Origin of the sequence: Nonomuraea wenchangensis (assembly GCF_900111685.1) — a bacterium.
Classification (GTDB): domain Bacteria; phylum Actinomycetota; class Actinomycetes; order Streptosporangiales; family Streptosporangiaceae; genus Nonomuraea; species Nonomuraea wenchangensis.
Genome location: NZ_FOHX01000012.1, coordinates 257,841 through 277,617, shown reverse-complemented (window position 1 = coordinate 277,617; position 19,777 = coordinate 257,841). Strand labels below are relative to the sequence as shown.

General features: G+C 72.4%; 21 protein-coding genes. 16 read left to right on the top strand and 5 right to left on the bottom strand.

Features of this window, described 5'->3' with window-relative positions; genetic code table 11:
* The 10 genes from BMW85_RS32180 to BMW85_RS32135 all read left to right on the top strand — a co-directional run.
* A partial coding sequence (locus BMW85_RS32180) for a substrate-binding domain-containing protein (protein ID WP_177240993.1) occupies positions 1-498 on the top strand: 498 nt, incomplete at its 5' end.
* Between the two features lie 67 nt (positions 499-565).
* The gene (locus BMW85_RS32175; protein WP_091088983.1) at positions 566-1,834 is read left to right on the top strand and encodes a sugar ABC transporter substrate-binding protein; all 1,269 of its coding nucleotides are present in this window, start codon (positions 566-568) and stop codon (positions 1,832-1,834) included.
* Positions 1,835-1,838: 4 nt separating this feature from the next.
* Positions 1,839-2,792, top strand: coding sequence for a carbohydrate ABC transporter permease (locus BMW85_RS32170; RefSeq protein WP_091088980.1), 954 nt, complete (start codon positions 1,839-1,841; stop codon positions 2,790-2,792).
* Positions 2,789-3,595 carry a carbohydrate ABC transporter permease gene (locus tag BMW85_RS32165; RefSeq protein ID WP_091088978.1) on the top strand — a complete coding sequence of 269 codons (807 nt, stop codon included), beginning with the start codon at positions 2,789-2,791 and terminating at the stop codon, positions 3,593-3,595. Before BMW85_RS32170 ends, BMW85_RS32165 begins: the two co-directional genes overlap by 4 nt.
* Before the next feature lie 19 nt (positions 3,596-3,614).
* Positions 3,615-5,546, top strand: coding sequence for a glycoside hydrolase family 127 protein (locus tag BMW85_RS32160; RefSeq protein ID WP_091088976.1), 1,932 nt, complete (start codon positions 3,615-3,617; stop codon positions 5,544-5,546).
* Positions 5,543-7,201, top strand: a complete 1,659-nt coding sequence (locus BMW85_RS32155) for an amylo-alpha-1,6-glucosidase (RefSeq protein ID WP_091088973.1) — start codon at positions 5,543-5,545, stop codon at positions 7,199-7,201. Before BMW85_RS32160 ends, BMW85_RS32155 begins: the two co-directional genes overlap by 4 nt.
* A 9-nt stretch (positions 7,202-7,210) precedes the next feature.
* Complete coding sequence (locus BMW85_RS32150; protein WP_177240992.1) at positions 7,211-7,507, top strand: NUDIX hydrolase; 297 nt, start codon at positions 7,211-7,213, stop codon at positions 7,505-7,507.
* Between the two features lie 129 nt (positions 7,508-7,636).
* Complete coding sequence (locus BMW85_RS32145) at positions 7,637-8,689, top strand: hypothetical protein (protein ID WP_091088970.1); 1,053 nt, start codon at positions 7,637-7,639, stop codon at positions 8,687-8,689.
* On the top strand, positions 8,652-9,557 hold the full coding sequence (locus tag BMW85_RS32140) for an NADP-dependent oxidoreductase (RefSeq protein ID WP_091088968.1): 906 nt from the start codon (positions 8,652-8,654) through the stop codon (positions 9,555-9,557). The genes BMW85_RS32145 and BMW85_RS32140 overlap by 38 nt, the downstream gene beginning before the upstream one ends.
* 500 nt (positions 9,558-10,057) lie before the next feature.
* Positions 10,058-10,318, top strand: a complete 261-nt coding sequence (locus BMW85_RS32135; protein ID WP_091088965.1) for a hypothetical protein — start codon at positions 10,058-10,060, stop codon at positions 10,316-10,318.
* 42 nt (positions 10,319-10,360) lie between these two features.
* Here BMW85_RS32135 and BMW85_RS32130 read toward each other — a convergent pair whose 3' ends face one another.
* The 3 genes from BMW85_RS32130 to BMW85_RS32120 are packed head-to-tail and all read right to left on the bottom strand — an operon-like array spanning position 10,361 to position 13,321.
* A complete protein-coding gene (locus tag BMW85_RS32130) occupies positions 10,361-11,026 on the bottom strand; it encodes a response regulator (RefSeq protein ID WP_091088963.1) in 666 nt (221 codons plus the stop codon).
* Entirely contained in the window at positions 11,019-13,097 is a 2,079-nt protein-coding gene (locus tag BMW85_RS32125; protein ID WP_245775187.1) for a sensor histidine kinase, read from the bottom strand. The genes BMW85_RS32130 and BMW85_RS32125 overlap by 8 nt, the downstream gene beginning before the upstream one ends.
* Positions 13,076-13,321, bottom strand: coding sequence for a hypothetical protein (locus BMW85_RS32120; RefSeq protein ID WP_091088957.1), 246 nt, complete (start codon positions 13,319-13,321; stop codon positions 13,076-13,078). Before BMW85_RS32120 ends, BMW85_RS32125 begins: the two co-directional genes overlap by 22 nt.
* A 182-nt stretch (positions 13,322-13,503) precedes the next feature.
* Here BMW85_RS32120 and BMW85_RS32115 point away from each other — a divergent pair, with 182 nt between their 5' ends.
* The 4 genes from BMW85_RS32115 to BMW85_RS32100 are packed head-to-tail and all read left to right on the top strand — an operon-like array spanning position 13,504 to position 17,191.
* The gene (locus BMW85_RS32115; protein ID WP_091088954.1) at positions 13,504-14,718 is read left to right on the top strand and encodes an FAD-dependent monooxygenase; all 1,215 of its coding nucleotides are present in this window, start codon (positions 13,504-13,506) and stop codon (positions 14,716-14,718) included.
* Positions 14,719-14,730: 12 nt separating this feature from the next.
* Positions 14,731-15,438, top strand: coding sequence for a DUF998 domain-containing protein (locus tag BMW85_RS32110; protein ID WP_091088952.1), 708 nt, complete (start codon positions 14,731-14,733; stop codon positions 15,436-15,438).
* Positions 15,439-15,473: 35 nt separating this feature from the next.
* Complete coding sequence (locus tag BMW85_RS32105) at positions 15,474-16,538, top strand: sensor histidine kinase (protein ID WP_091088949.1); 1,065 nt, start codon at positions 15,474-15,476, stop codon at positions 16,536-16,538.
* On the top strand, positions 16,535-17,191 hold the full coding sequence (locus tag BMW85_RS32100) for a response regulator (protein WP_091088947.1): 657 nt from the start codon (positions 16,535-16,537) through the stop codon (positions 17,189-17,191). The genes BMW85_RS32105 and BMW85_RS32100 overlap by 4 nt, the downstream gene beginning before the upstream one ends.
* Positions 17,192-17,227: 36 nt before the next feature.
* Here the strand turns inward: BMW85_RS32100 and BMW85_RS32095 are convergent, their stop codons facing one another.
* Positions 17,228-18,208, bottom strand: coding sequence for an AraC family transcriptional regulator (locus BMW85_RS32095; RefSeq protein ID WP_091088944.1), 981 nt, complete (start codon positions 18,206-18,208; stop codon positions 17,228-17,230).
* A gap of 70 nt (positions 18,209-18,278) precedes the next feature.
* Between BMW85_RS32095 and BMW85_RS32090 the strand changes: the two genes are divergently transcribed.
* Together BMW85_RS32090 and BMW85_RS32085 are read left to right on the top strand one after the other, a co-directional pair.
* The gene (locus BMW85_RS32090; protein WP_091088943.1) at positions 18,279-19,127 is read left to right on the top strand and encodes an SDR family oxidoreductase; all 849 of its coding nucleotides are present in this window, start codon (positions 18,279-18,281) and stop codon (positions 19,125-19,127) included.
* Complete coding sequence (locus BMW85_RS32085) at positions 19,124-19,519, top strand: DUF4440 domain-containing protein (protein ID WP_091088940.1); 396 nt, start codon at positions 19,124-19,126, stop codon at positions 19,517-19,519. Before BMW85_RS32090 ends, BMW85_RS32085 begins: the two co-directional genes overlap by 4 nt.
* Positions 19,520-19,522: 3 nt before the next feature.
* Here the strand turns inward: BMW85_RS32085 and BMW85_RS32080 are convergent, their stop codons facing one another.
* Positions 19,523-19,768, bottom strand: coding sequence for a hypothetical protein (locus tag BMW85_RS32080; RefSeq protein ID WP_143082473.1), 246 nt, complete (start codon positions 19,766-19,768; stop codon positions 19,523-19,525).
* Positions 19,769-19,777 lie beyond the last annotated feature (9 nt).

The window sequence follows — 19,777 nt, the reverse complement described above, 5'->3', positions numbered from 1 at the left end:
GAGCTGATCCTGATCTCGCATCCGGAGCACGTGGTCGAGCGGGGCGGCGCGTACGTGTGGCGGCTGCGCGACGCCGCGCTCGACCGCGCCCGCCGGCTCGGCCTCACCCTGCACGCCGTGTACGGCGAGTCCCGGCAACCCGCCGTGGGCCGCCTGCTCCACAGGCTGCTCGACGCCTACCCGGCGGCGACCGGCCTGCTGATCAACAACGAGGCGGCCGCCGCGGCGCTGCCGTCGGTCACCTACGAGCGGGGGCAGCGGGTGCCCGAGGACCTGTCGGTCATCGGCCGCTACTCCGCCGACTTCGCCGCGACCTTCTCCCTGCCGTATTCGTTCGTCGAGAGCGCACCCGACCGCCTCGGCTCCATGGCCGTGCGGCAGCTCGTGCGCCGCGTGGAGTCCACGTCGGCCAGGAAAGAGCCGTTCGTGGTGCGCTTCATCTCGCCCGAACTGGCCGATCGGGGCAGCACCGCTCCCCCGAGGCCGCACTCCCGCTAGTACCAGGCCCCTGACCCCCCACACGTACAGCACGCTCGCAATGGGAGCGTTAACAATGGAGGAATCGATGAACCGTCCGTCGGTGTCCACGAGGGCGGCGGTCTTCGGAACCGCCGTCCTGGCCCTGGCCGCCTGTGCCTCCACGCCGCCGCAGAGCGGCTCCTCCTCCGGCACCGCCACCGCCGCCACGAGCGGCGCGTACACCTGGTGGGACCCGTACCCGCAGCACGACGCGAACTCCGCCTGGGCCAAGCGGGTCCAGACCTGCGCCGGGCAGGCGGGCGTCACCATCCAGCGCACCGCCTACGACACGACCGCCCTCACCAACCAGGCGCTCCTGGCCGGTCAGGAAGGCAACGCGCCCGACGTCATCCTCCTGGACAACCCGGCCGTCTCGACGCTGGCCGACGCCGGGATGCTCACCGCGATGGCCGACTTCGGCCTCGACACCTCCAGGTTCGACAAGAACCTCATCGCCGCCGGCGAACTGGACGGCAAGACGTACGGCATCCCCATCGGCGCCAACACCCTCGCCCTCTACTACAACAAGAAGATCCTGGACGAGGCGGGCGTCGACCCGGCCTCGATCAAGGACTGGGCCTCGTTCGACGCGGCGCTGAAGAAGGTCAAGGCGGCGGGCAAGAAGCCGATCACCTTCGCGGCCATCGGCACGGAGGAGGGCTCCTTCCAGTTCCTGCCGTGGTTCTGGGGCGCCGGCGCGCAGCTCACCCAGCTCGACTCGCCCCAGGCGGTCGAGGCGCTGACGTTGTGGACCTCGTGGGTCAAGGACGGCATCGCGCCCAACTCGGTCATCAGCAACTCGCAGAACACCACGTGGGAGGAGTTCCTGACCGGCGAGTTCGCCTTCGCCGAGAACGGCACCTGGCAGATCAACAGCGCCGCGAAGGCCGACTTCCCGACCGGCGTCGTGCAGATCCCCGGCAAGGACGGCGGCGTCGCCCCCACGCCCACGGGCGGCGAGTTCATCACCGTCCCCGTGCAGAAGGACACCGCCAGGTACGCCGTCACCAAGAAGGTCCTCGAATGCATGACGACGCCCGAGGGCCTGGTGGAGACCGGGACCACGTTCGCGTACTACATCCCCTCGACGGCTGCCGGCCAGGAGGCCATCCTCGCCAAGGAGGCCGCGCTCAAGCCGTGGGTGGAGGCCGTGCGCAGCGCCAAGGGCCGTACCAGTGACAACCTCGGCACCGACTACCCGAAGATCTCCGAAGCGCTGTGGATCGGCGTGCAGAAGGCGCTGAGCGGCTCGGCGAGCCCCGCCGACGCGCTCAAGGCGGCGCAGGCCCAGGCGAAGCAGGCCACCGGCAACTGATCCCATGACCTCACTTCGCACCGGGACGGTCGCGGCGAGGGGAGCCGTGCGGGCGGCTCCCCCGCGCGGGCGGGCACGGCGCGGGCGGGCACAGCGGTGGACGGCCGTTGCCTTCCTCGCCCCGCTCATCGTCTACCTGCTCCTCTTCTACGCCTATCCGCTCTACCGCAACATCGAACTGAGCGTGCACGACTACACGCCGCGCGCCTTCATCCAGGGCAACCCGGAGTTCACCGGCCTGGAGAACTACCTCAAGATCCTCTCCGACGACGCGTTCCTGAGCGCGCTTCGCAACACGGCGCTGTTCACGCTGGGCTCCATCGCCGCCCAGTACGCCATCGGGCTGGCGCTCGCGGTCTTCTTCCACCGGAGCTTCCGCCTCTCGGCGGCGCTGCGCGCGATGTTCCTCGTGCCGTGGCTGCTGCCGCTGATCGTGTCCGCGTCCACCTGGTCGTGGATGCTCAACAGCGAGAACGGCATCGTCAACGCCGCGCTGCGGGCCTTCGGCATCGGGCAGATCAACTGGCTGACCTCCCCGGACACCTCGCTGCTGGCGGTCACCATCGCCAACATCTGGCTCGGCGTCCCGTTCAACCTGGTGATCCTGTACGCCGGGCTGCAGAACATCCCCGCCGACCTGTACGAGGCGGCCGGGCTGGACGGGGCCGGGGCATGGCAGCGGTTCCGTCACATCACGTTCCCGCTGCTGCGGCCGGTGTCGATGATCACGCTGCTGCTCGGGCTGATCTACACGCTCAAGGTCGTGGACATCATCTGGATCATGACCAGGGGCGGTCCCGCGGACGCCTCCACGACGCTGGCCATCTGGTCGTACCGCGAGGCGTTCGGCACCGGCCAGCCCGACTTCTCCCCGGCGGCGGCCGTCGGCAACCTGCTCATCCTCATCGCCTTCGCCGCCGGGCTCGCCCACGTGCGCCTGCAGAAGGAGTCGGCATGAGAGCGTGGAGAACCGTCGTGGGCGTCGTCCTGGTGGGCGTGATGCTCTTTCCCGTCTACTGGATGTTCAACGTCTCGCTCACCAAGACCAGTGACATGCGGGCCGACCCGCCGCACTGGTTCCCGTGGGACCCCACGTTCGAGGGGTACGCCGCCGCGTTCGGTCAGCAGCTGCCCGCCCTGGCCACCAGCCTCTTCATCGGCCTCGGCACGGTCGCGCTCACGCTCGCGGTGTCCCTGCCCGCGGGGTTCGCCCTGGCCAAGCTGCGCCCGCGCGGCGGGCGGACGATCGACTTCCTGCTGCTGGTCGCGCAGATGATCCCCGGCGTCGTCATGGCCATGGGCTTCTACGCGATCTACATCAGGCTGGGGCTGCTCAACACCGTTCCCGGCCTGATCGTGGCCGACTCGACGCTGGCCGTGCCGTTCGGGGTGCTGCTGTTCAGGGCGTTCATGGCGAGCATCCCCGCCGAGGTCATGGCGGCGGCGCAGATCGACGGGGCGAGCACCTGGCGGACGTTCGTGTCGATCGTGCTGCCGCTCAGCCGCAACTCCGTGATCACCGTGTCGCTGTTCGCCTTCCTGTGGGCGTGGTCGGACTTCATCTTCGCCTCGACGCTCAACCGCAACAGCGACGTCATCCCGATCACGCTCGGCATCTTCCGCTACATCGGCAACAACACCACGCAATGGAACTCGATCATGGCGACCGCCGTGATCGCGTCGCTTCCCGCGGCCTTCCTTCTCGTCCTCGCGCAGCGCTACATCGCCGCCGGGGTCACCGCGGGCGCCGTCAAGGACTGAAAGAAAGGGTTCTCACCACATGACCAGCCCCGTGCTGCCGTCACACGGCCAGGCACGCCCCCTCGCGCTCGCGCAGATCACGCTCACCGGCGGGTTCTGGGGCGACCGGCAGGCCGTGAACGCCACGGCGACGCTCGCCCACTGCGAAGCGTGGATGGAGCGCCTCGGCTGGCTGGCCAACTTCGACCGGGTCGCCGACGGGACCACCGGGCCCGACCGTCCCGGCTGGTCGTTCTCCGACTCCGAGGTCTACAAGCTGCTGGAGGCCCTCGCCTGGGAGAGCGCCAGGACCGGCGACCCGGAGCCGGAGGCGGCGATCAAGCGGCTCACCGCCCGCGTCGCCCGCGCCCAGGACCCGGACGGCTACCTCAACACCTGCTTCGGCCACGGTGACCAGCCGCCGCGCTACAGCGACCTGGAGATGGGCCACGAGCTGTACAACACCGGGCATCTGCTCCAGGCCGCCGTCGCCCGGCTGCGCACCCACGGCGAGGACGACCTGGTACGGATCGCGCGGCGGGCCGCCGACCACGTGTGCCGCGCCTTCGGCCCCGGCGGGATCGACGGGATCTGCGGCCATCCGGAGATCGAGGTCGGCCTGGCCGAGTTCGGCCGGGCCCTGGGAGACGAGCGCTACGTCGAGCAGGCCCGCCTGTTCCTCGACCGCCGCGGTCACGGCAGGCTGAGGGACATCCCGCTGGGGCGGGCGTACTTCCAGGACGACCTCCCGATCAGGCAGGCGGACGTGTGGCGCGGCCACGCCGTCCGCGCGCTCTACCTCGCCGCCGCGGCGGTCGACGTCGCGGTCGAGCGCGGCGACGACGAGCTGCTGCGCGCCGTGGAACGCCAGTGGGAGCGCTCCGTCGCCCGCCGCACCTACCTCACCGGCGGCATGGGCTCGCGCCACCAGGACGAAGGCTTCGGCGAGGACTGGGAGCTGCCTCCCGACCGGGCCTACTGCGAGACCTGCGCCGGAGTCGCCTCCATCATGGTCTCCTGGCGGCTGCACCTCGCCACCGGCGACGTGCGCTACACCGACCTCATCGAGCGCACGCTCTACAACGTCATCGCGACCTCCCCCAGCGCCGACGGCCGGGCCTTCTTCTACGCCAACCCCCTCCACCAGCGGGTCGCCGGCAGGCCGGCCGATCCTGACGAGGTGAGCCCGCGCGCCGAGGGGGGTGCGCGGGCCGCCTGGTTCGACGTCTCCTGCTGTCCGACGAACGTCGCCCGCACCCTGGCCAGCCTGCACGGCTACCTGGCCACCAGCGACGACGACGGCCTGCGGATCCACCAGTACGCGCCCTGCGAGATCCGCGCCGAGCTGCCGGACGGGCGGCCGGCGTCCGTGGACGTCGAGACCGCCTATCCCGAGAGCGGGACCGTTCGCGTCAGGATCGCGGCCGACGCCGACGCGCCCTGGACGCTCACCCTGCGCGTCCCCGCCTGGGCCGAGGGGGCCACGCTGACCGAGGGCGGCCGGACCCGCCCGGCCGAACCCGGCCTGGTGAGCGTGCGGCGGGCCTTCCGCGCCGGCGACGAGATCGTCCTCGACCTGCCCATGGAGCCCCGCTTCACCTGGCCCGACCCGCGCATCGACGCCGTACGGGGGTGCGTGGCGGTGGAACGCGGGCCCGAGGTGCTGTGCCTGGAGTCCCGCGACCTGCCCGATCCCGGCGCGCTCGACTCCCTGGTCGTCGATCCCCGTGCCGTTCCACGGGCCGTTCCCGGTGGCGCGGTGGTCCGTGGCCGGGTGCCCGACCTCGCCGGCAGTGCCTGGCCCTACCGCGCGGATCCGGCAGGGGCCGCCACCGGCGAGTGGTTCGACGTGCGGCTGGCGCCCTACCACGGGTGGGCGCGGCGCGGGCCGTCCAGCATGCGCCTCTTCCTGCCCGTCTCCGCTGATCCGCCCCCGACTCACGTGAACGCAGAAGGGATCTCGGCTCCATGACCGTCGCCGCCTCAGGCCCGGTGTTCTCCCTGTGGGAGATCCCGTTCAGCTACCACGGATCGTGGTTCGGCTTCTCGCCCGTGGTGGCGGAAGGGACCTATGCGGAGGAGGTGCACCTGGTCTCGCACCAGACCGGCATGCACGCGGTCATGAAGCTGATTCCCGAGACCGCCGCCACGATCACGGCCACCCCGCACCGGCTCACCTGGCACGACGGCCTGATCGACCTCGCCTACGAGAGCATGGACACGGTGCGGGTCCGCGGCCGGGGCGCCGGGCTGCGCGTGCTGGCCGCGGACCCGGTCCTGACGCCGTTCAGCGGCCCGTACTTCTACCAGGACCCCGTGGACGGCTCGTACGTCTTCACCCTCTACCAGACCGGCCGCCGCTACCGGATCACCCTCCTCGGCGGGCGGGCCGAGCACCTGGGCACGCAGGCGCTCGGCGCCGCCGAGCGGGGCATCCGCCTGAGCGGCGAGTGGGAGATCGCCATCGAGGAGTACGAGACCGCCCGCGCCCCCTACACCGCCAAGGACCCCTTCGACCAGGTGGTCAAGGCGGCACGGGCGGAGTTCGAGGCGTTCGCGCAGGCCGTCGCGCCGTGGCGCGGCGACCGGACGCCCGCCGCCGAACTGGCCGCCTACGTGCTGTGGTCGGCCACCGTGCGCCCGGCCGGGTTCGTCACCCGCCCGGCGGTGCTGATGTCCAAGCACTGGATGGACAAGGTGTGGAGCTGGGACCACTGCTTCAACGCCATCGCCGTCGCCGGAGGCCTGCCCGGCCTGGCCTGGGACCAGTACCGCCTCCCCTTCGACCACCAGGACGCCTCCGGCGCGCTCCCCGACTCCATCACCCACTCCGAGATCCTCTACAACTTCGTCAAACCCCCCATCCACGGCTGGGCCCTGCGGCACCTTCCCGCCGCGCCGGACGTCTACCCGCTGCTGGAACGCTGGACCACCTTCTGGCTCACCGCCCGCCGCGTCCCCGGTCACGAGCTGCCGCACTACCAGCACGGCAACGACAGCGGCTGGGACAACGCCACCACCTTCGACCCCGAACGCGTCGTGCAGAGCGCCGACCTGGCCGCCTTCCTCATCCTCCAACTGCGCGAACTGGCCCGCCTGGCCCCCGGCCCGGACGCCGCCGCCCGGTGGAGCGCGCAGGCCGACCGGATGCGCGACGCGCTGCTCGCCGAGCTGTGGGACGGCGAACGGTTCGTCGCCCGTGGCGTGCTGTCGGGACGTACCTGGTCCAGCTCCAGCCTGCTCGACCTCATGCCGATCGTGCTGGGAGAGGAGCTGCCGCGTCCCGTCCGCGCGGCGCTGGCCGCCGCGATCGAGCGGCACCTGACCGCGTACGGGCTCGCGACCGAGCTGCCGGACTCGCCCCACTACCTGGACGACGGCTACTGGCGCGGCCCCATCTGGGCGCCCTCGACCGTACTGATCGAGGACGGGCTGCGCCGCGCCGGATACCCGGACCTGGCCGACGAGATCAGCACCCGCTTCCGCGCCCTGTGCGAGAGGTCGGGGTTCGCCGAGAACTTCGACGCCCGCACCGGCCAGGGCCTGCGCGATCGCGCCTACACCTGGACGGCCGCCGCCTACCTCCACCTGGCCGCCGCCCACGAGAGGCGAACCGGAGGGCAGTAGGGTGCCCCGGTGAAGGTACGGGTCACCGGCGTGCTCATCGAGGACGGCCGGCTGCTGTACGTCTGCGACCACCTGCCCGGCGGCGACACGCATGTCGTGCCTCTGACGTTCGAGGTCACCCGGGCCGGTGGCACAGTCGGGGCGGTCGCGGAAGGCGCCGACTCGACCCCGATCCGCGATGTCCGCTTCGTCGATCTGGCCGACCTGCCCTCGCTCGGCTTCTCCCCGCGCTTCGCCGAGCCGGCGCGGGAGGGATGGCCCGGCGCCGGTTCCTACATGGGCGCCAAGGCCAACATCGGCCTGTGACCGGGTGAACGGCCTTCGTGAGCCGTTTGCCCGATTCATGATGATGTCATGGTGAGCTGATGATCATGTCTCTGGTTCGTGTCGCGCCTGGCCAGCAGTGTTGTCTCCAGTCGATCTGAAGGAGACGTCATGGTTGCCCTGCGCTGGAGAACCTGGCACGGCCCGCTCGTCAGCTGCGCCGTCGCGATGGCGGTGCTCATGTCGGTGAGCGCCGCCGGCCTGGTGGTCGACGGGCGGACCGTCATGGGCGAAGGGGTGTGGCTCAAGCCGTTCAAGTTCGCCGCCTCCTTCTGCCTGTACGCGCTCACGCTCGCCTGGATGATCAGCCAGGTGGAGCGGTGGCGGCGGACCCTGTGGTGGCTGGGCACGGTGACGGTGGCGCTGTTCGTGCTGCCGGAGATCGCGGCGATCACCTTCCAGGCGGTACGCGGGGTGCGCAGTCACTTCAACTTCGCCACCACGCTCGACAAGTCGGTGTTCATGGTGATGGGAGGGGCCGCCTACCTGGGCTGGGCGCTGACGCTGGCGCTGGGGATCTTCCTGGTTCTGCAGCGGCGGGTGGACCGGGCGATGGCGTGGGCGATCCCGCTGGGGGTGGCGATCTCGCTGGCGGGCATGTCGGTCGGCTACCTGATGACCGCGCCGACGCCGGAGCAGGCGCACGCGCTGGCCGGCGGCGCCGAGCTGATCACGATCGGCGCGCACACGGTCGGCGCGCCCGACGGCGGCGCGGGGATGCCGCTGCTCGGCTGGGCGACCGGTGGCGGCGACCTGCGGGTGGCCCACTTCGTCGGACTGCACGCGCTGCAGGTGCTGCCGCTGATCGCGCTGTGGGTGCGCCGGGTGCCGCTGGTGATCGTGGCCGCGTCCGGTTACGCCGGTCTCACCGGGCTGCTGGTCTGGCAGGCGCAGCGCGGCCAGGCGCTCGTCCACCCCGACGGGACGACTCTGCTCGCCGCCGGCGGTCTCCTCGCGGCGGTGACAGTGGCGGCGGCGGTCCTTCGACGTTCCTGGGTTCGTTTCGGAACCGGCGGACAGAGCGGCTTCGCCGATCTTCAGGGAGTGCGAAAAGACCACCTCCGAGGAGCGCGTGGAAGAGTCTTCCCTATTGTTGGACTCCGATCGAACTTCAAGGGAGTTGAACGTGCGCACAGTACGGATCGACCGCTTTGGCGACCCTGACGTCCTAACCATTGCTGAGGCGCCAGCACCTCGCCGGTTGGAGGGCGAGGTGCTGGTACGCGTTGTTGCCTCCGCCATCAACCCCGTCGATGACAAGACCCGTCAGGGGGCCATCGGAGAGGGCACCCCACCCCTGCCGATGACCTTGGGCTGGGAGGTGGCGGGCATCGTCGTGGACAGCCCGACCAGTCGACTGCCTGTGGGTGAACGGGTCTTCGGGATGTCTCACCAGCTTGGAACCGGACGAGGAACCTGGGCCGATCTCGTGGCCCTACCGGTCGGCTCGCTTGCCGCCGCCCCCTCGAGGATCAGCCTGGTAGAGGCGGCGACACTGCCGTTGCCTGGGCTCACCGCCTTGCAGACGCTGGACTGGCTGGACATCCGCGCAGGAGAACGTCTTCTGGTGGCAGGAGCGGTCGGCGCGGTAGGAGGTCTTGCCGTACAACTGGCCCGAGCGCGCGGCGCCCGGGTAGACGCGCTGGTTTCCAGACCAGCCCAGGTCGAGGTAGCCAAGGAGCTGGGGGCCGAATGGGCCACAACGGAGCGCGCCACGCTCCCCGTGGCCGCTTATGACGCCGTCTTCGACACCTTCGGCGCTTTCGTCACCGAAGCCGTGGCCGATGAAGGCCGCTATGCCTCCATCGCCACCCAAGCCGGACCCGTGCCGGATCTGTCCCGCCGAGCGGTCCGGACCACGGTCAACCAGGTGCGCGAGGACGGCGCAGGGCTCGCCGAACTGGCCAGGATTGTGGATGCGGGCCAGGTCAAGGTACGAGTTGACTCCGAATACAGCCTGCAAAACGTGCAAGAAGCGCACGAGCGCTTCCTCCGGGGCCAGTTGGCAGGAAAGATCGCCCTCATTCTTTGAAGGCGGCCGGTCAGGAACCGACGCCTGGCACGTCCGCGCGCAGCAGCGCCGGTGGGGAGTCGGACCAGCCTCAGGCAATGCGTGGCGCAGACGCCGACCCACCGACCCCCACGCCTGAACGCTCTTTCCACTTGACAACCCCCCGTGATCACTCCTGTGATCACGGGGCCGTTTCTTTGCTCGTCTACTTCGCCGACAGTGTCCCCCAGTGAGGCAGGGCGCGGGAGCCCCGCTCCCCCGACCAGGTCGTGCTCGACGCCGCCCTCGCCCCTGACGTCGGCGGCGCGAGGCGCCGGGCGGCAGAGGAAAGTCGTCGGGCTCCGCGTGGCGGCGTGGTGGCCGCCCAGAGCGAGCCGGCCCCACGGGCCTCGTGGCCGGGCGGGCGGCAGGGCGGGGACGTGGCGTGTGCCCCATGTGCCCGGGACACCGGGCGGCCGAAGCTTCAGGTGTTCGAAGAGCCGGAAGCGCCGGCTCGAAAGCCCCGAGAAAGGGAATCGCTCATGAAGCGCATGCTCGCCGCCGCAGGGTTCGTGTTCGCTCTGGTCGGCTTCGCCCAGGTCGCCGCCGCGGAGACCACCACGGCCCACCAGCCGGGCGCCGTGGCGTCGGCCGCGGCGCCCGCCGACCTGCCGGTGCACCGGGGCAAGTTCTGGTTCCACAGCGACTGCATCACGGCCGGTCAGCAGGGAGTCGACCGCGGTCACTGGTCGCAGTACCAGTGCGCGGAGGGCTGGATGTGGAACCTGTGGACCGATCGCTGACGGCCGGGTGACGGCGGGCTCGGGAGGTCCTGCCTCCTCCGGTCATCCCGAGCCCAGCCCGGCGTCGCGGGCCCGTACGATGGCCGCCGCCCGGTCGGGTACCCGTAGCTTGGCGAAGATCGAGCCGACGTGGTTGCGCACGGTCTTGTCGGTGACGAACAACCGCTGGGCGATCTGCCGGTAGCCGAGTCCCTGGGCCAGCAGGTCGAGGATCTCGCGTTCCCGGGCGGTCAGGGTGGGAAACGCCTCCTTGGCGGGGGCCGCGGAGAAGGCGGCGAAGAGCCGGGTCAGCCGTTCGGCCATGTGCGGGCTGAACACCGCTCCGCCCCGGCAGACCGTACGCAGGGCCAGCAGGATCTCCTCACGTACCGCGCCCTTGAGGAGATAGCCGCGGGCCCCGGCGCGGATCGCCGCCAGCAGGTTGTCGTCGTCCTCGGACATCGTCATGACCAGCACCCGGATGCCGGGGTGGGCGCGCAGCAGGTCGCGCGTGGCCTCGATGCCCGACTGTCCCGGCAGGTTGAGGTCCATGACGACGAGGTCGGGGGCGGTGCGGGCGGTCTCGGCCAGGGCCTCCTCGCCGGTGGCCGCCTGCGCCACCACGTCGAACTCGTCGTCCATGCCGACCGCGGCGGCCAGCCCCTCCCTGAACAGGGGGTGGTCGTCGACGAGCAGCACCCGCCAGACGCGTGGCCCGGTCTCACTCATGAGGGTCTCCGAGGGTGGTGGGAAGGGTGGCGGTCACGGTGGTGCCGCCGGGGGCGGTGTCGATCGTGGCCGCGCCGCCGATCTCCTCGGCGCGTTCGGCGATCGACGACAGGCCGGTGCCGGGCACGGCGCCGGCGTCGAAGCCGGTGCCGTCGTCGGTGACGGTGACGGTGAGCGCGCCGGGGCGCGCGGTGAAGGTCACTTCGACGCCGCGTGCCCCGGCGTGGCGTACGGCGTTGGTGACGGCCTCGGCGGTGATGCGGTAGGCGGCGGTCTCCACGGCCGGGGGCAGGGTGGGCAGCGGGGTGGCCGGGTCGGTCACCGTGACGCGTACGGCGTCGGTGGTGAGGCGGTGCGCCAGGATCCTGGTCGCGTCGAGCAGCCCCCGGTCGACCAGGGTGGCGGGGGTCAGCCCGGCCGTGATCCTGCGCACCTCGGCCAGCGCCTCGCCCAGGACCTCGACGGCCTCGCGCAGGTGGGCGTCGGCGGCGGACGGCAGGCCGCACACCTGGGCGACGCCCAGCCGGAGCCGGACCGCGGCGAGCTGGGGCCCGAGGCCGTCGTGGATCTCGCGGCGCAGCCGCCTGCGTTCCTCCTCGCGGGCGAGCACCAGGCGTTCGCGGGCGGCCCGCGCGTCCTCGGCCAGCCGCAGCGCGGCCAGCGCCGGGCTGGCCTGGTCGGCCAGCAGCGACAGGAGCTCGGTGTCGCGTTCGGCCGGCGTGCTCGCGCCGTCGCGGGCCACCTCCAGGCGGCCCACCACCTGCCCGTGGTGGCGCAGCGGGAAGACCTGCCCCGGCCCGCTGACCGGCGAGCCGGCGGCGGCCAGCATCCGGGGGCCGGCCCGGGTCTCGACGCCGATCCGCGCCCCGGACAGGCCCAGGTCCTCCACGACGCTGCGGCAGATCTGCTCGGGCACCGAACCGGGGTGGGGGGCCTGCTGGAGGCGCACCGCCAGCGCGCGTACGGCTTCGTGCGGGCGGGCGCGCGGGCCGTAGAAGGCCCGCTCGATGGCCAGGACGGCGTGCCGCACGACCGGCCGGGCGACCCAGCCCGCCACCAGCGCGCAGCAGGCCGCGATCACGGTGGCCGCGGTGCGGGTGGCGGGGAAGACGGCCCATGCCCCGGTGGCGGCGCACGTCGCGGCGATGACCAGCACGGCCAGCACGAACGCGCGGGCCATGCGATGGCTGGTGACGCGCTCCAGCCGCCACATGCCGCCCCGGGAGGCGGCCAGGCAGATCATGGCACCCCACAGCGTGACACCGGCCGCCCGCGCCACGACCGTCCAGGTCTCTCCCCACAGGTCGGACAGCAGCAGGCAGACGTAGAGCGGGTACGCCGTCGCGATCAGCCCCCGGACCCCGCGCCCCTCGCCGGCGGGCGCCCGCCACGCGCCACGCGCCAGATCGGCCGTCATCGCCACGGTCACGGCCAGGGTCACCCAGTCGAGGAGAGCGTGACTGTCGTGCAGCAGGTCCGCGGCCCACTCCCCCGCCGCCGTCTCGGGCCACGGGCTGGCGAATCCGGGCAGGCCCGGGGTGCCGAGGGTCCAGATCACCGCGTACTGGACGCTGGCGGCGGCGGCCACCAGCACCACCGTGCGCCGCCAGCAGCGCGAGGCCGAGCCGGGCAGCAGGCACAGCGGGAACAGCAGCACGGTCAGCGGCTGGCAGACGGCCCCGGCCGCGCCCATCAGGAGCGCGGCGGCGGCCACGGGGGCCGCCGGGCCGCGCAGGTGCGCGAGCACGTCGGACACGGCCGGCAGCACGATCCACGCTCCCCCGGCGGCCAGCACCAGCCGGCCCCTGCGGAAGGCGTACCGGTCGGCCAGCAGCAGCACCGCGACCACGCACACCGGCAGCCCCACCACCAGCCGGGTCACCTCGGCGGTCACCCGGGCCGGGCCGGGCGGCGACGGCCCGGCCCGCCCCCAGTCGGGGAGCGTCACCGCGAACCTCGCCACCAGGACGGCCAGCAGCAGCGCCGAGGCCATCCCGGCCAGGTGCGCGCCGCGGGTGTGCCACCGGGCGGCGGTGGCGGGATCCGGCGTCAGTCCACCCAAAGGTCCCACGTGCCGAGCTGGATGCGGATGGACTTCACGCAGGTGGGGTTGGTCCAGTGTCGCTTCCTCACGCCCTCGCGGCCGGCCGCCTGGCATCCGGCCTCGGAGTGGTAGGAGGCGATGTAGCGCTTGGCGTCGGGCCCGTCGTCGTCGGCGGCGGCGGCGGCCCCGGCGGGAGCCAGCGCGGCGCCGGCGATCGCCAGGCAGGTGAGCAGCTTGGAAGAGGTGCGCATGGGGAGCTCCAGGAGAAGGAGTTGTCGCGGAACGTGTCCGCTCAGTTGCTCATGGTAGCGGAATGATCTCCTGTTTCCCCACGGACTTTTCTCCCCCGACCGACCGGCCGGCTGGGGAACATCCGTCCAATACGGCGGCCCGCACCGGCGGCGACAGTGGTCTCCCCACAACAAGGAGTGCCATGCGAATTCTCGTCTCCGGCGCCGGCGTCGCCGGTCCGGTGCTGGCCTACTGGCTCACGCGGCACGGCTTCGAGGTCACTGTCGTGGAACGAGCCCCCGCGCCGCGCAGGACGGGCGGGCACGCGGTGGACCTGTTCCGGCCCGCGATGCACATCTCGGAGAAGATGGGCGTGCTCCCCCGCATCGAGGAGCGGGCCACCGGCGTGACCCGGATGGCCCTCTACCCGGAGGGCGCACGGCGTCCCGTCCGGGTGGACCTCTCCAGGATCTTCGGCGCCGCCTCCGACCGGCATGTCGAGATCATGCGCGACGACCTGAGCGAGATCTACCACGACGCCGGGCGCGACGACGTCGAGTACGTCTTCGGCGACTCGATCACCGCCATCTCCCCCGGCGGCGAGGTGCGGTTCGAGAACGCCGCGCCGCGCCGCTTCGACCTCGTCGTCGGCGCGGACGGGCTGCACTCCAACGTGCGCCGTCTCGTCTTCGGCGACGAGTCCCGCTTCAGCGCCTTCATCGGCGCCTACCTCGGGGTGCTGACCCTGCCCCACTCCCCCGGCCTCGACGGCGAGCTGCTCATGCACGCCGGCGTCGGGCGTACCGCCGGCATGTACGGCGCGCGGCACCTCGGCGAGGCGCGGGCGTTGTTCCTGTTCCGCAGCGAGCGCGAGCTCGACTGGCACCACCGCGACGTGCACCGGCAGAAGGAGCTGCTGCGCGGCGCGTTCCAGGGCATGCATCCCGACGTGGACCGCTGGCTGGGCGAGCTCGACCGTACCCCGGCGTTCTACTTCGACTCGATCAGCCAGCTCCGGATGGACACCTGGTCGCGAGGGAGGGTGACGCTCGTCGGCGACGCGGGCTACTGCCCCGGCGCGGCCGTCGGCGGCAGCACGAGTCTGGCCGTCGTCGGCGCGTACGTGCTCGCCGGGGAGCTGGCGCGGGCGGGCGGCGACCACGAGCGGGCCTTCCCCGCGTACGAGCGCGCGATGGCGGAGCACGTGCGCGGCAGCCGCGCGGTCGCGCTGAGCGTGGCGAAGACCCTGGTCCCCACCTCACGCCTCGGCGTGCGGGGACTGGCCGAGGGCGCGCGCCTGATCTCCGTGCTGCCTCCAGGGCTCGGCCGCGCCTTCCTCCGCCTCACCACGAAGAGCGCACGCCTCCACAATTCCATGACCGTCGACGACTACGCCGCCGTACATCGATTGGTGTAGCCGGATACGCCGATGGCGCAGACTCAAGTGACGCACGAGGACGATGTGGCCGAACGTCACCGAAACCTACCGTTGGGAGCTATGAGCAGAACATTCTCTTTGACTGGTTTCACGATCGCTATCCTCTCCTTCGTGGTGTCCGACATGGTCAACCAGGGTTACGACCCGGTGGACGAGACGATCAGCAGGTACGTCAACCTGCCTCACGGCTGGCTGGTGACCGTCGGCCTGCTGGGGTTCGCGGCCGGGACCGCGGCACTGGCCACGCGGACCGCGGGCAGCGGGTGGGGGCGGGGGCTGTTGTGGTTGTGGGCCGGGTGCGCCCTGGTCGCGGCGATCTTCCCGGCCGATCCGCCTGGTAACTGGTCCAACCCCTCCCTGGCGGAGAGTGTGCACGGGGTGGCCGCCTGGGTGGGGCTTCTCGCGCTGGCGATCGCGATCGCAGGGCTCACCCTGCGCTGGCGGCGCGAGCCCGCGTGGGCGTCGAAGGCGCGGGGGCTAACCGTCCTGGCTTGGGCGTCGTCGGTGGCGTTCGTGCTGTTCGTGGTGGCGATGGCGGACGCGATGGCCTTCACGCACACGGCTCCGCTGGGCCTGGCCGAGCGGGTGCTGCTCGGTCTGTACCTGCTGTGGCTCGCCCTGGCCGCCACCGGCCCGGCGAGGATCCGGCCCCTGGCCGCGGGCTCCGAAGGCCCCGTGACGGCGGGCGACAGGGCGTGAGCACAGGCAGGACCGGGTCGCGTAGGGCCCGGCTGGTGGATCTGGCGCTGGCCCTGCTGACGGCCGTGGGCGTCGGCCTCGGGCCGGCCATGATGGGCGCGCCGCTGCTGTGGCACGGCGCGCCCGCCCTGGGCGTTCTGCTGGGGGGACTGCTGCCGGCTCGCCGGTCCCGTCCCCTGCTCGTGCTCGTCCTGTCCGCCGTCGTGCTCATCGGCTACCAGAGCTCCGGCCTGTTCGAGGGCGGCTGGATCTGGCCGTTGTCGGCCGCCCTGTTCACCGCCTCGCTCACCCGGCCCGGCTGGACGGCGGGCGTCGGCGTCCTCACCTTGGCGTACGGCGTGAGCTGGGACGGGCTGGACGCCGCCGAAGCGTTCGCTCGCGGTGGCGTCGAACTGCTCTGGCTGGCCGTGATGCTGGCCGCGGCGAGTGCCGTGCGCCAGTACGGCCGGTGGAGGGCCGAACACCAGGCCCGTCTCCTGCAGTTGGAACAGACGCGGCTGGCCGAGCAGCGCCTGCACATCTCCCGAGAGGTTCATGACGTGGTCGCCCACACCTTGGCCGTCGTCGGCGTTCATCTGAACGTCGCCGTCGCGGCCCTGGACGATTCGCCCGAGGAGGCGCGGGCCGCGCTGCGTACCGCGCTCGCCGTACGCAACCAGGCCACGAGAGACCTGAAAGCGTTCGTGGGCGAGCTTCGCGACACCCCGCAGCAGGGGTTGGAGTCCGTCGCCGACCTGGTCGCGCAGGCTCGGTCCGCCGGGCTGAAGGTGCGCTACGAGCCGGAGGGTGACCTCGGCGCCGTACCGGCGGCCCAGGCGCTCACCGCCTACCGGGTCGTCCAGGAGGCGGTCGTCAACACGTTGCGCCACTCCGACGCCGACTCCCTCACGATCGAGCTCCAGGCCGCGAGCCGGGACCTGCGGGTGAGGGTGGCCGACAACGGGAGCGCGGCGGCGGACTTCACCGCAGGTCATGGCCTGACGGGAATGCGGGAGAGGGTCGTGGCCCTCGGGGGGACATTGCGCGTCGATGCCGGCCGCGGCTTCGAGGTCCAGGCCGTCCTGCCCCTGACGGCTCAGCTGAGCGGCTTGGCGTCATGACGATCAGCGTGCTGCTCGTCGATGATCAGGCGCTCCTGCGGGCGGGGTTTCGCGCCCTTCTGTCCCGTGCCAAGACCCTCGCCGTCGTCGGTGAGGCCGCCTCGGGCGAGGAAGCGGTGAGCCAGGCCGTCCAGCTGCGGCCGGATGTCGTGCTGATGGACATCAGGATGCCGGGCATGAACGGCATCGACGCCACCCGCCACATCCTGAGACGGCTGCCGGCGACCAAGGTGATCATCCTGACCACGTTCGACACCGACGAGAACGTGTTCGACGCCCTGCGGGCAGGGGCGAGCGGCTTCCTCACCAAGGAGGTCGACCTGGCCGAGCTGCGCCGGGCGGTCGAGGTCGTGGCGGCGGGCGAAGCCCTGCTGTCGCCGAGCGTCACGCGCCGCGTCGTCGAGCGCTTCGCTCACCGCCCGCGGCCCGCCGCGTCGCTGCACGCGCTCACCACGCGCGAGAGCGAGGTGGTGAGGCTGGTCGCGACGGGCCTGTCCAACGACGAGATCGCCGCCGCGCTGGTGATCAGCCCGCTGACCGTGAAGACCCACATCACCAGGGCCATCACCAAGCTGGGAGTCCGTGACCGCGTGCAGTTGGTCATCCTCGCCTACGAGCACGGTCTCGTCAGCTCCTCCCCCACCGACACCTGAGCAGGCGGACTACCGGATCGGAACGCGGCCGGGATGCTAGTTCGCGTCTTGAGTCGCTTCAGTCGCTGTCCGCGCCGTCGCCTGAGGCAGGCCCGGCGCCGTGGCCCGCCGGTAGTCGCCGGGGGTGAGGCCGTACTCCCGTCTGAACGCCAGGTGGAACCCGACCTCGGACCGGTAGCCGACGCGCCGCGCGACGGCGTGGTGCGGCAGCGCGGTCCCGGCCAGGAGCCGGGCGGCCTCCTGCAGCCGCCGCGCCGTCAGGTGCCGCATCGGCGCCACGCCGACCAGCTCGCGGAACGCCGCCGCGAACGCCGAACGCGACATCCCGGCCTCGGCGGCGAGCCGGTCCACCGTCCACGGCTCGGCGAACCTGCGGTGCACCGCCAGCAGCGCGGGCCCCACGGCCGGATGGCGCAGCGCCCGCAGGATCGGCTCGCCGTCCGCCAGAGCGCCCAACGCCGCCCGCAGCGCCAGCACGAACGCCAGCTCGAAGGCGCGCAGCGCCACCAGCGTCTGACCCGGCGCGTCCTCGTCCCACTCCCGCGCCAGACCGTCCAGCGTGCCGGCCAGCAGCGGCTGCCGCCGCAGCGCGGCCCGCTCCAGCACGAGCACCGGCGGCAACGCCCGGTACAGGGGCGCGGCCGCGGCCGGGTCGTAGTGCAGGCCGCCGCACAACATCGTGGTCGCCGCGCCGGGACCGTCGATGCGCACCGTGCGGGCCGCGCCCGGCGGCCGGGCGGGCAGCAGGCTCGCCAGCGGCACGGTGGCGCGGCCGGGGGCGTCGGCGAGCCGGTGGGCGGTGCCGTGCGGGAACACCGCGAGGTCGCCGGCCGCCAGCCGCACCGGGTCGTGGCCGGGCAGCTCGACCGTGCACGCCCCCGCCTGCACGTAGTGGAGCAGGGCGCAGTCCTCCGCCTCGCCGGCGACACCCCAGGGCGCGCGGGCCGTCCAGCGGCTGTGGAAGACGCCTTCCAGCCGGAGCGGAGCGAGGAGTTCGCTCAGCAGGTCGTCTGCCACGGACGTTCCTTAAAGCGTCGAGGATTTTCCTTTATGGATCGTACTGGTCGCGGCTGGGAGGTTGGGGGGCATGACGGTTCTGGTGTTCGGCGCGGGTGGCGCCCAGGGCGGGGCGGTGGCCCGGCGGCTGGTGGAGGAGGGGCTGGCGGTGCGGGGCGTGTCCCGTACCGGGGCGGTGCCGGAGGGGGTGGAGCCGGTCAGGGCCGACCTGGGGGACCGGGGGCGGCTCCGGGAGGCGTTCGCCGGTGTCACGCGCGTCTCGATGGTGCTGCCGCTGGAGTACGACCCGGGCCGGGTGGCGGCGTACACGCGCAACGTGCTGGCGGAGGCGGCGGCGGCCGGGGTGGCGCGGCTGGTGTTCAACCCGGGCAACCGGCTGCCGCGGGCCGACACCGGCGCGGCGGCGTTCGACACGCGGCGGGCGGCGGCCCGGGCGGTGCTGGACTCGCCCGTGCCGGCGGTGGTGCTCTGCCCGCCGATCTACCTGGAGAACCTGGCGGCGCCATGGGTGCGGCGAGGGCTGGCCGGCGAGGGTGTGCTGCGCTACCCCGTGCCGGCGAGCGTGCCGGTGGCCTGGCTCAGCCACGCCGACCTGGCCGCCGCCACGCTGGCCGCGCTCACCGGCGACGACCTGGCGGGCGCCACGCTGGATCTCGGCGGGGAGCCGATGACGGGGCCGGAGCTGGCGGCCGCGTTCGGGGCACGCTACAAGGCGGTGGACGTGGAGGTGTTCGCGGCGGGGATGGCCGCGGCGCTCGGGCCGGACGTGGCCGCGGGGGTGGCCGGGACGTACCGGTGGGTCGCCGGGCCGGGACGGGAGCTGTACGCCGCTTCGCCCGGGGGCGCGAAGCGGCTCGGCATCGAGGTGACCTCGCCGGCCGACTGGGCGGCCGGCCAGGCGTGGAGGTGGCAGCGGTGACGAGGACGGAGGAGGTACGCGCCGAGGTCGTACGCCACCACCAGGTGATCGAGCAGTGGCTGGCCGGAAGGGCGTCGCGGGCGTCCTTCGGCCGGTTCGCCGCCGCGCACGCGCCCGGCTTCACGATGGTGGCCCCGGACGGGCGGCTGCTGTCGCGCGGTGACGTGCTCGCCGAGGTGGAGTCCGCCTACGGGGTCCGCCCGGACGCACGGATCGAGATCCGGGCCGTTACCGTGGTGATCACGACTCCCGGCCTGGTCGTGGCCCGCTACGAGGAATGGCAGGACGACGAGGGGCGGCTGGCCACCGTCGTCCTCCAGGACGGGCCGGCCGGATGGCGATGGCTGCACCTGCACGAGACCCGGTGCGACGACACCGGGCCAGGGTCCTGACGGTCAGGCGCTCGCGGCGGCCCGCCAGCGGGCCAGGATCCTCAGGTCGTCGGCGTCGCCGTGCCAGGCCGCCTCTTCGGGCATCGCGTGCGGCAGCCAGGTCTCGTAGTCGGGGGCGTCGGGCGGGATGTCGCGGGTGCCGTCGACACGGGTGCCGTCGGCCAGCACGGTCGACTCGGGGATGCGCAGGACGCCGCCGGCCAGCATGACAGCGGTCATGAGCTGCGCCCCTTCCGTCTCATCAGTCACCTGTCCTTC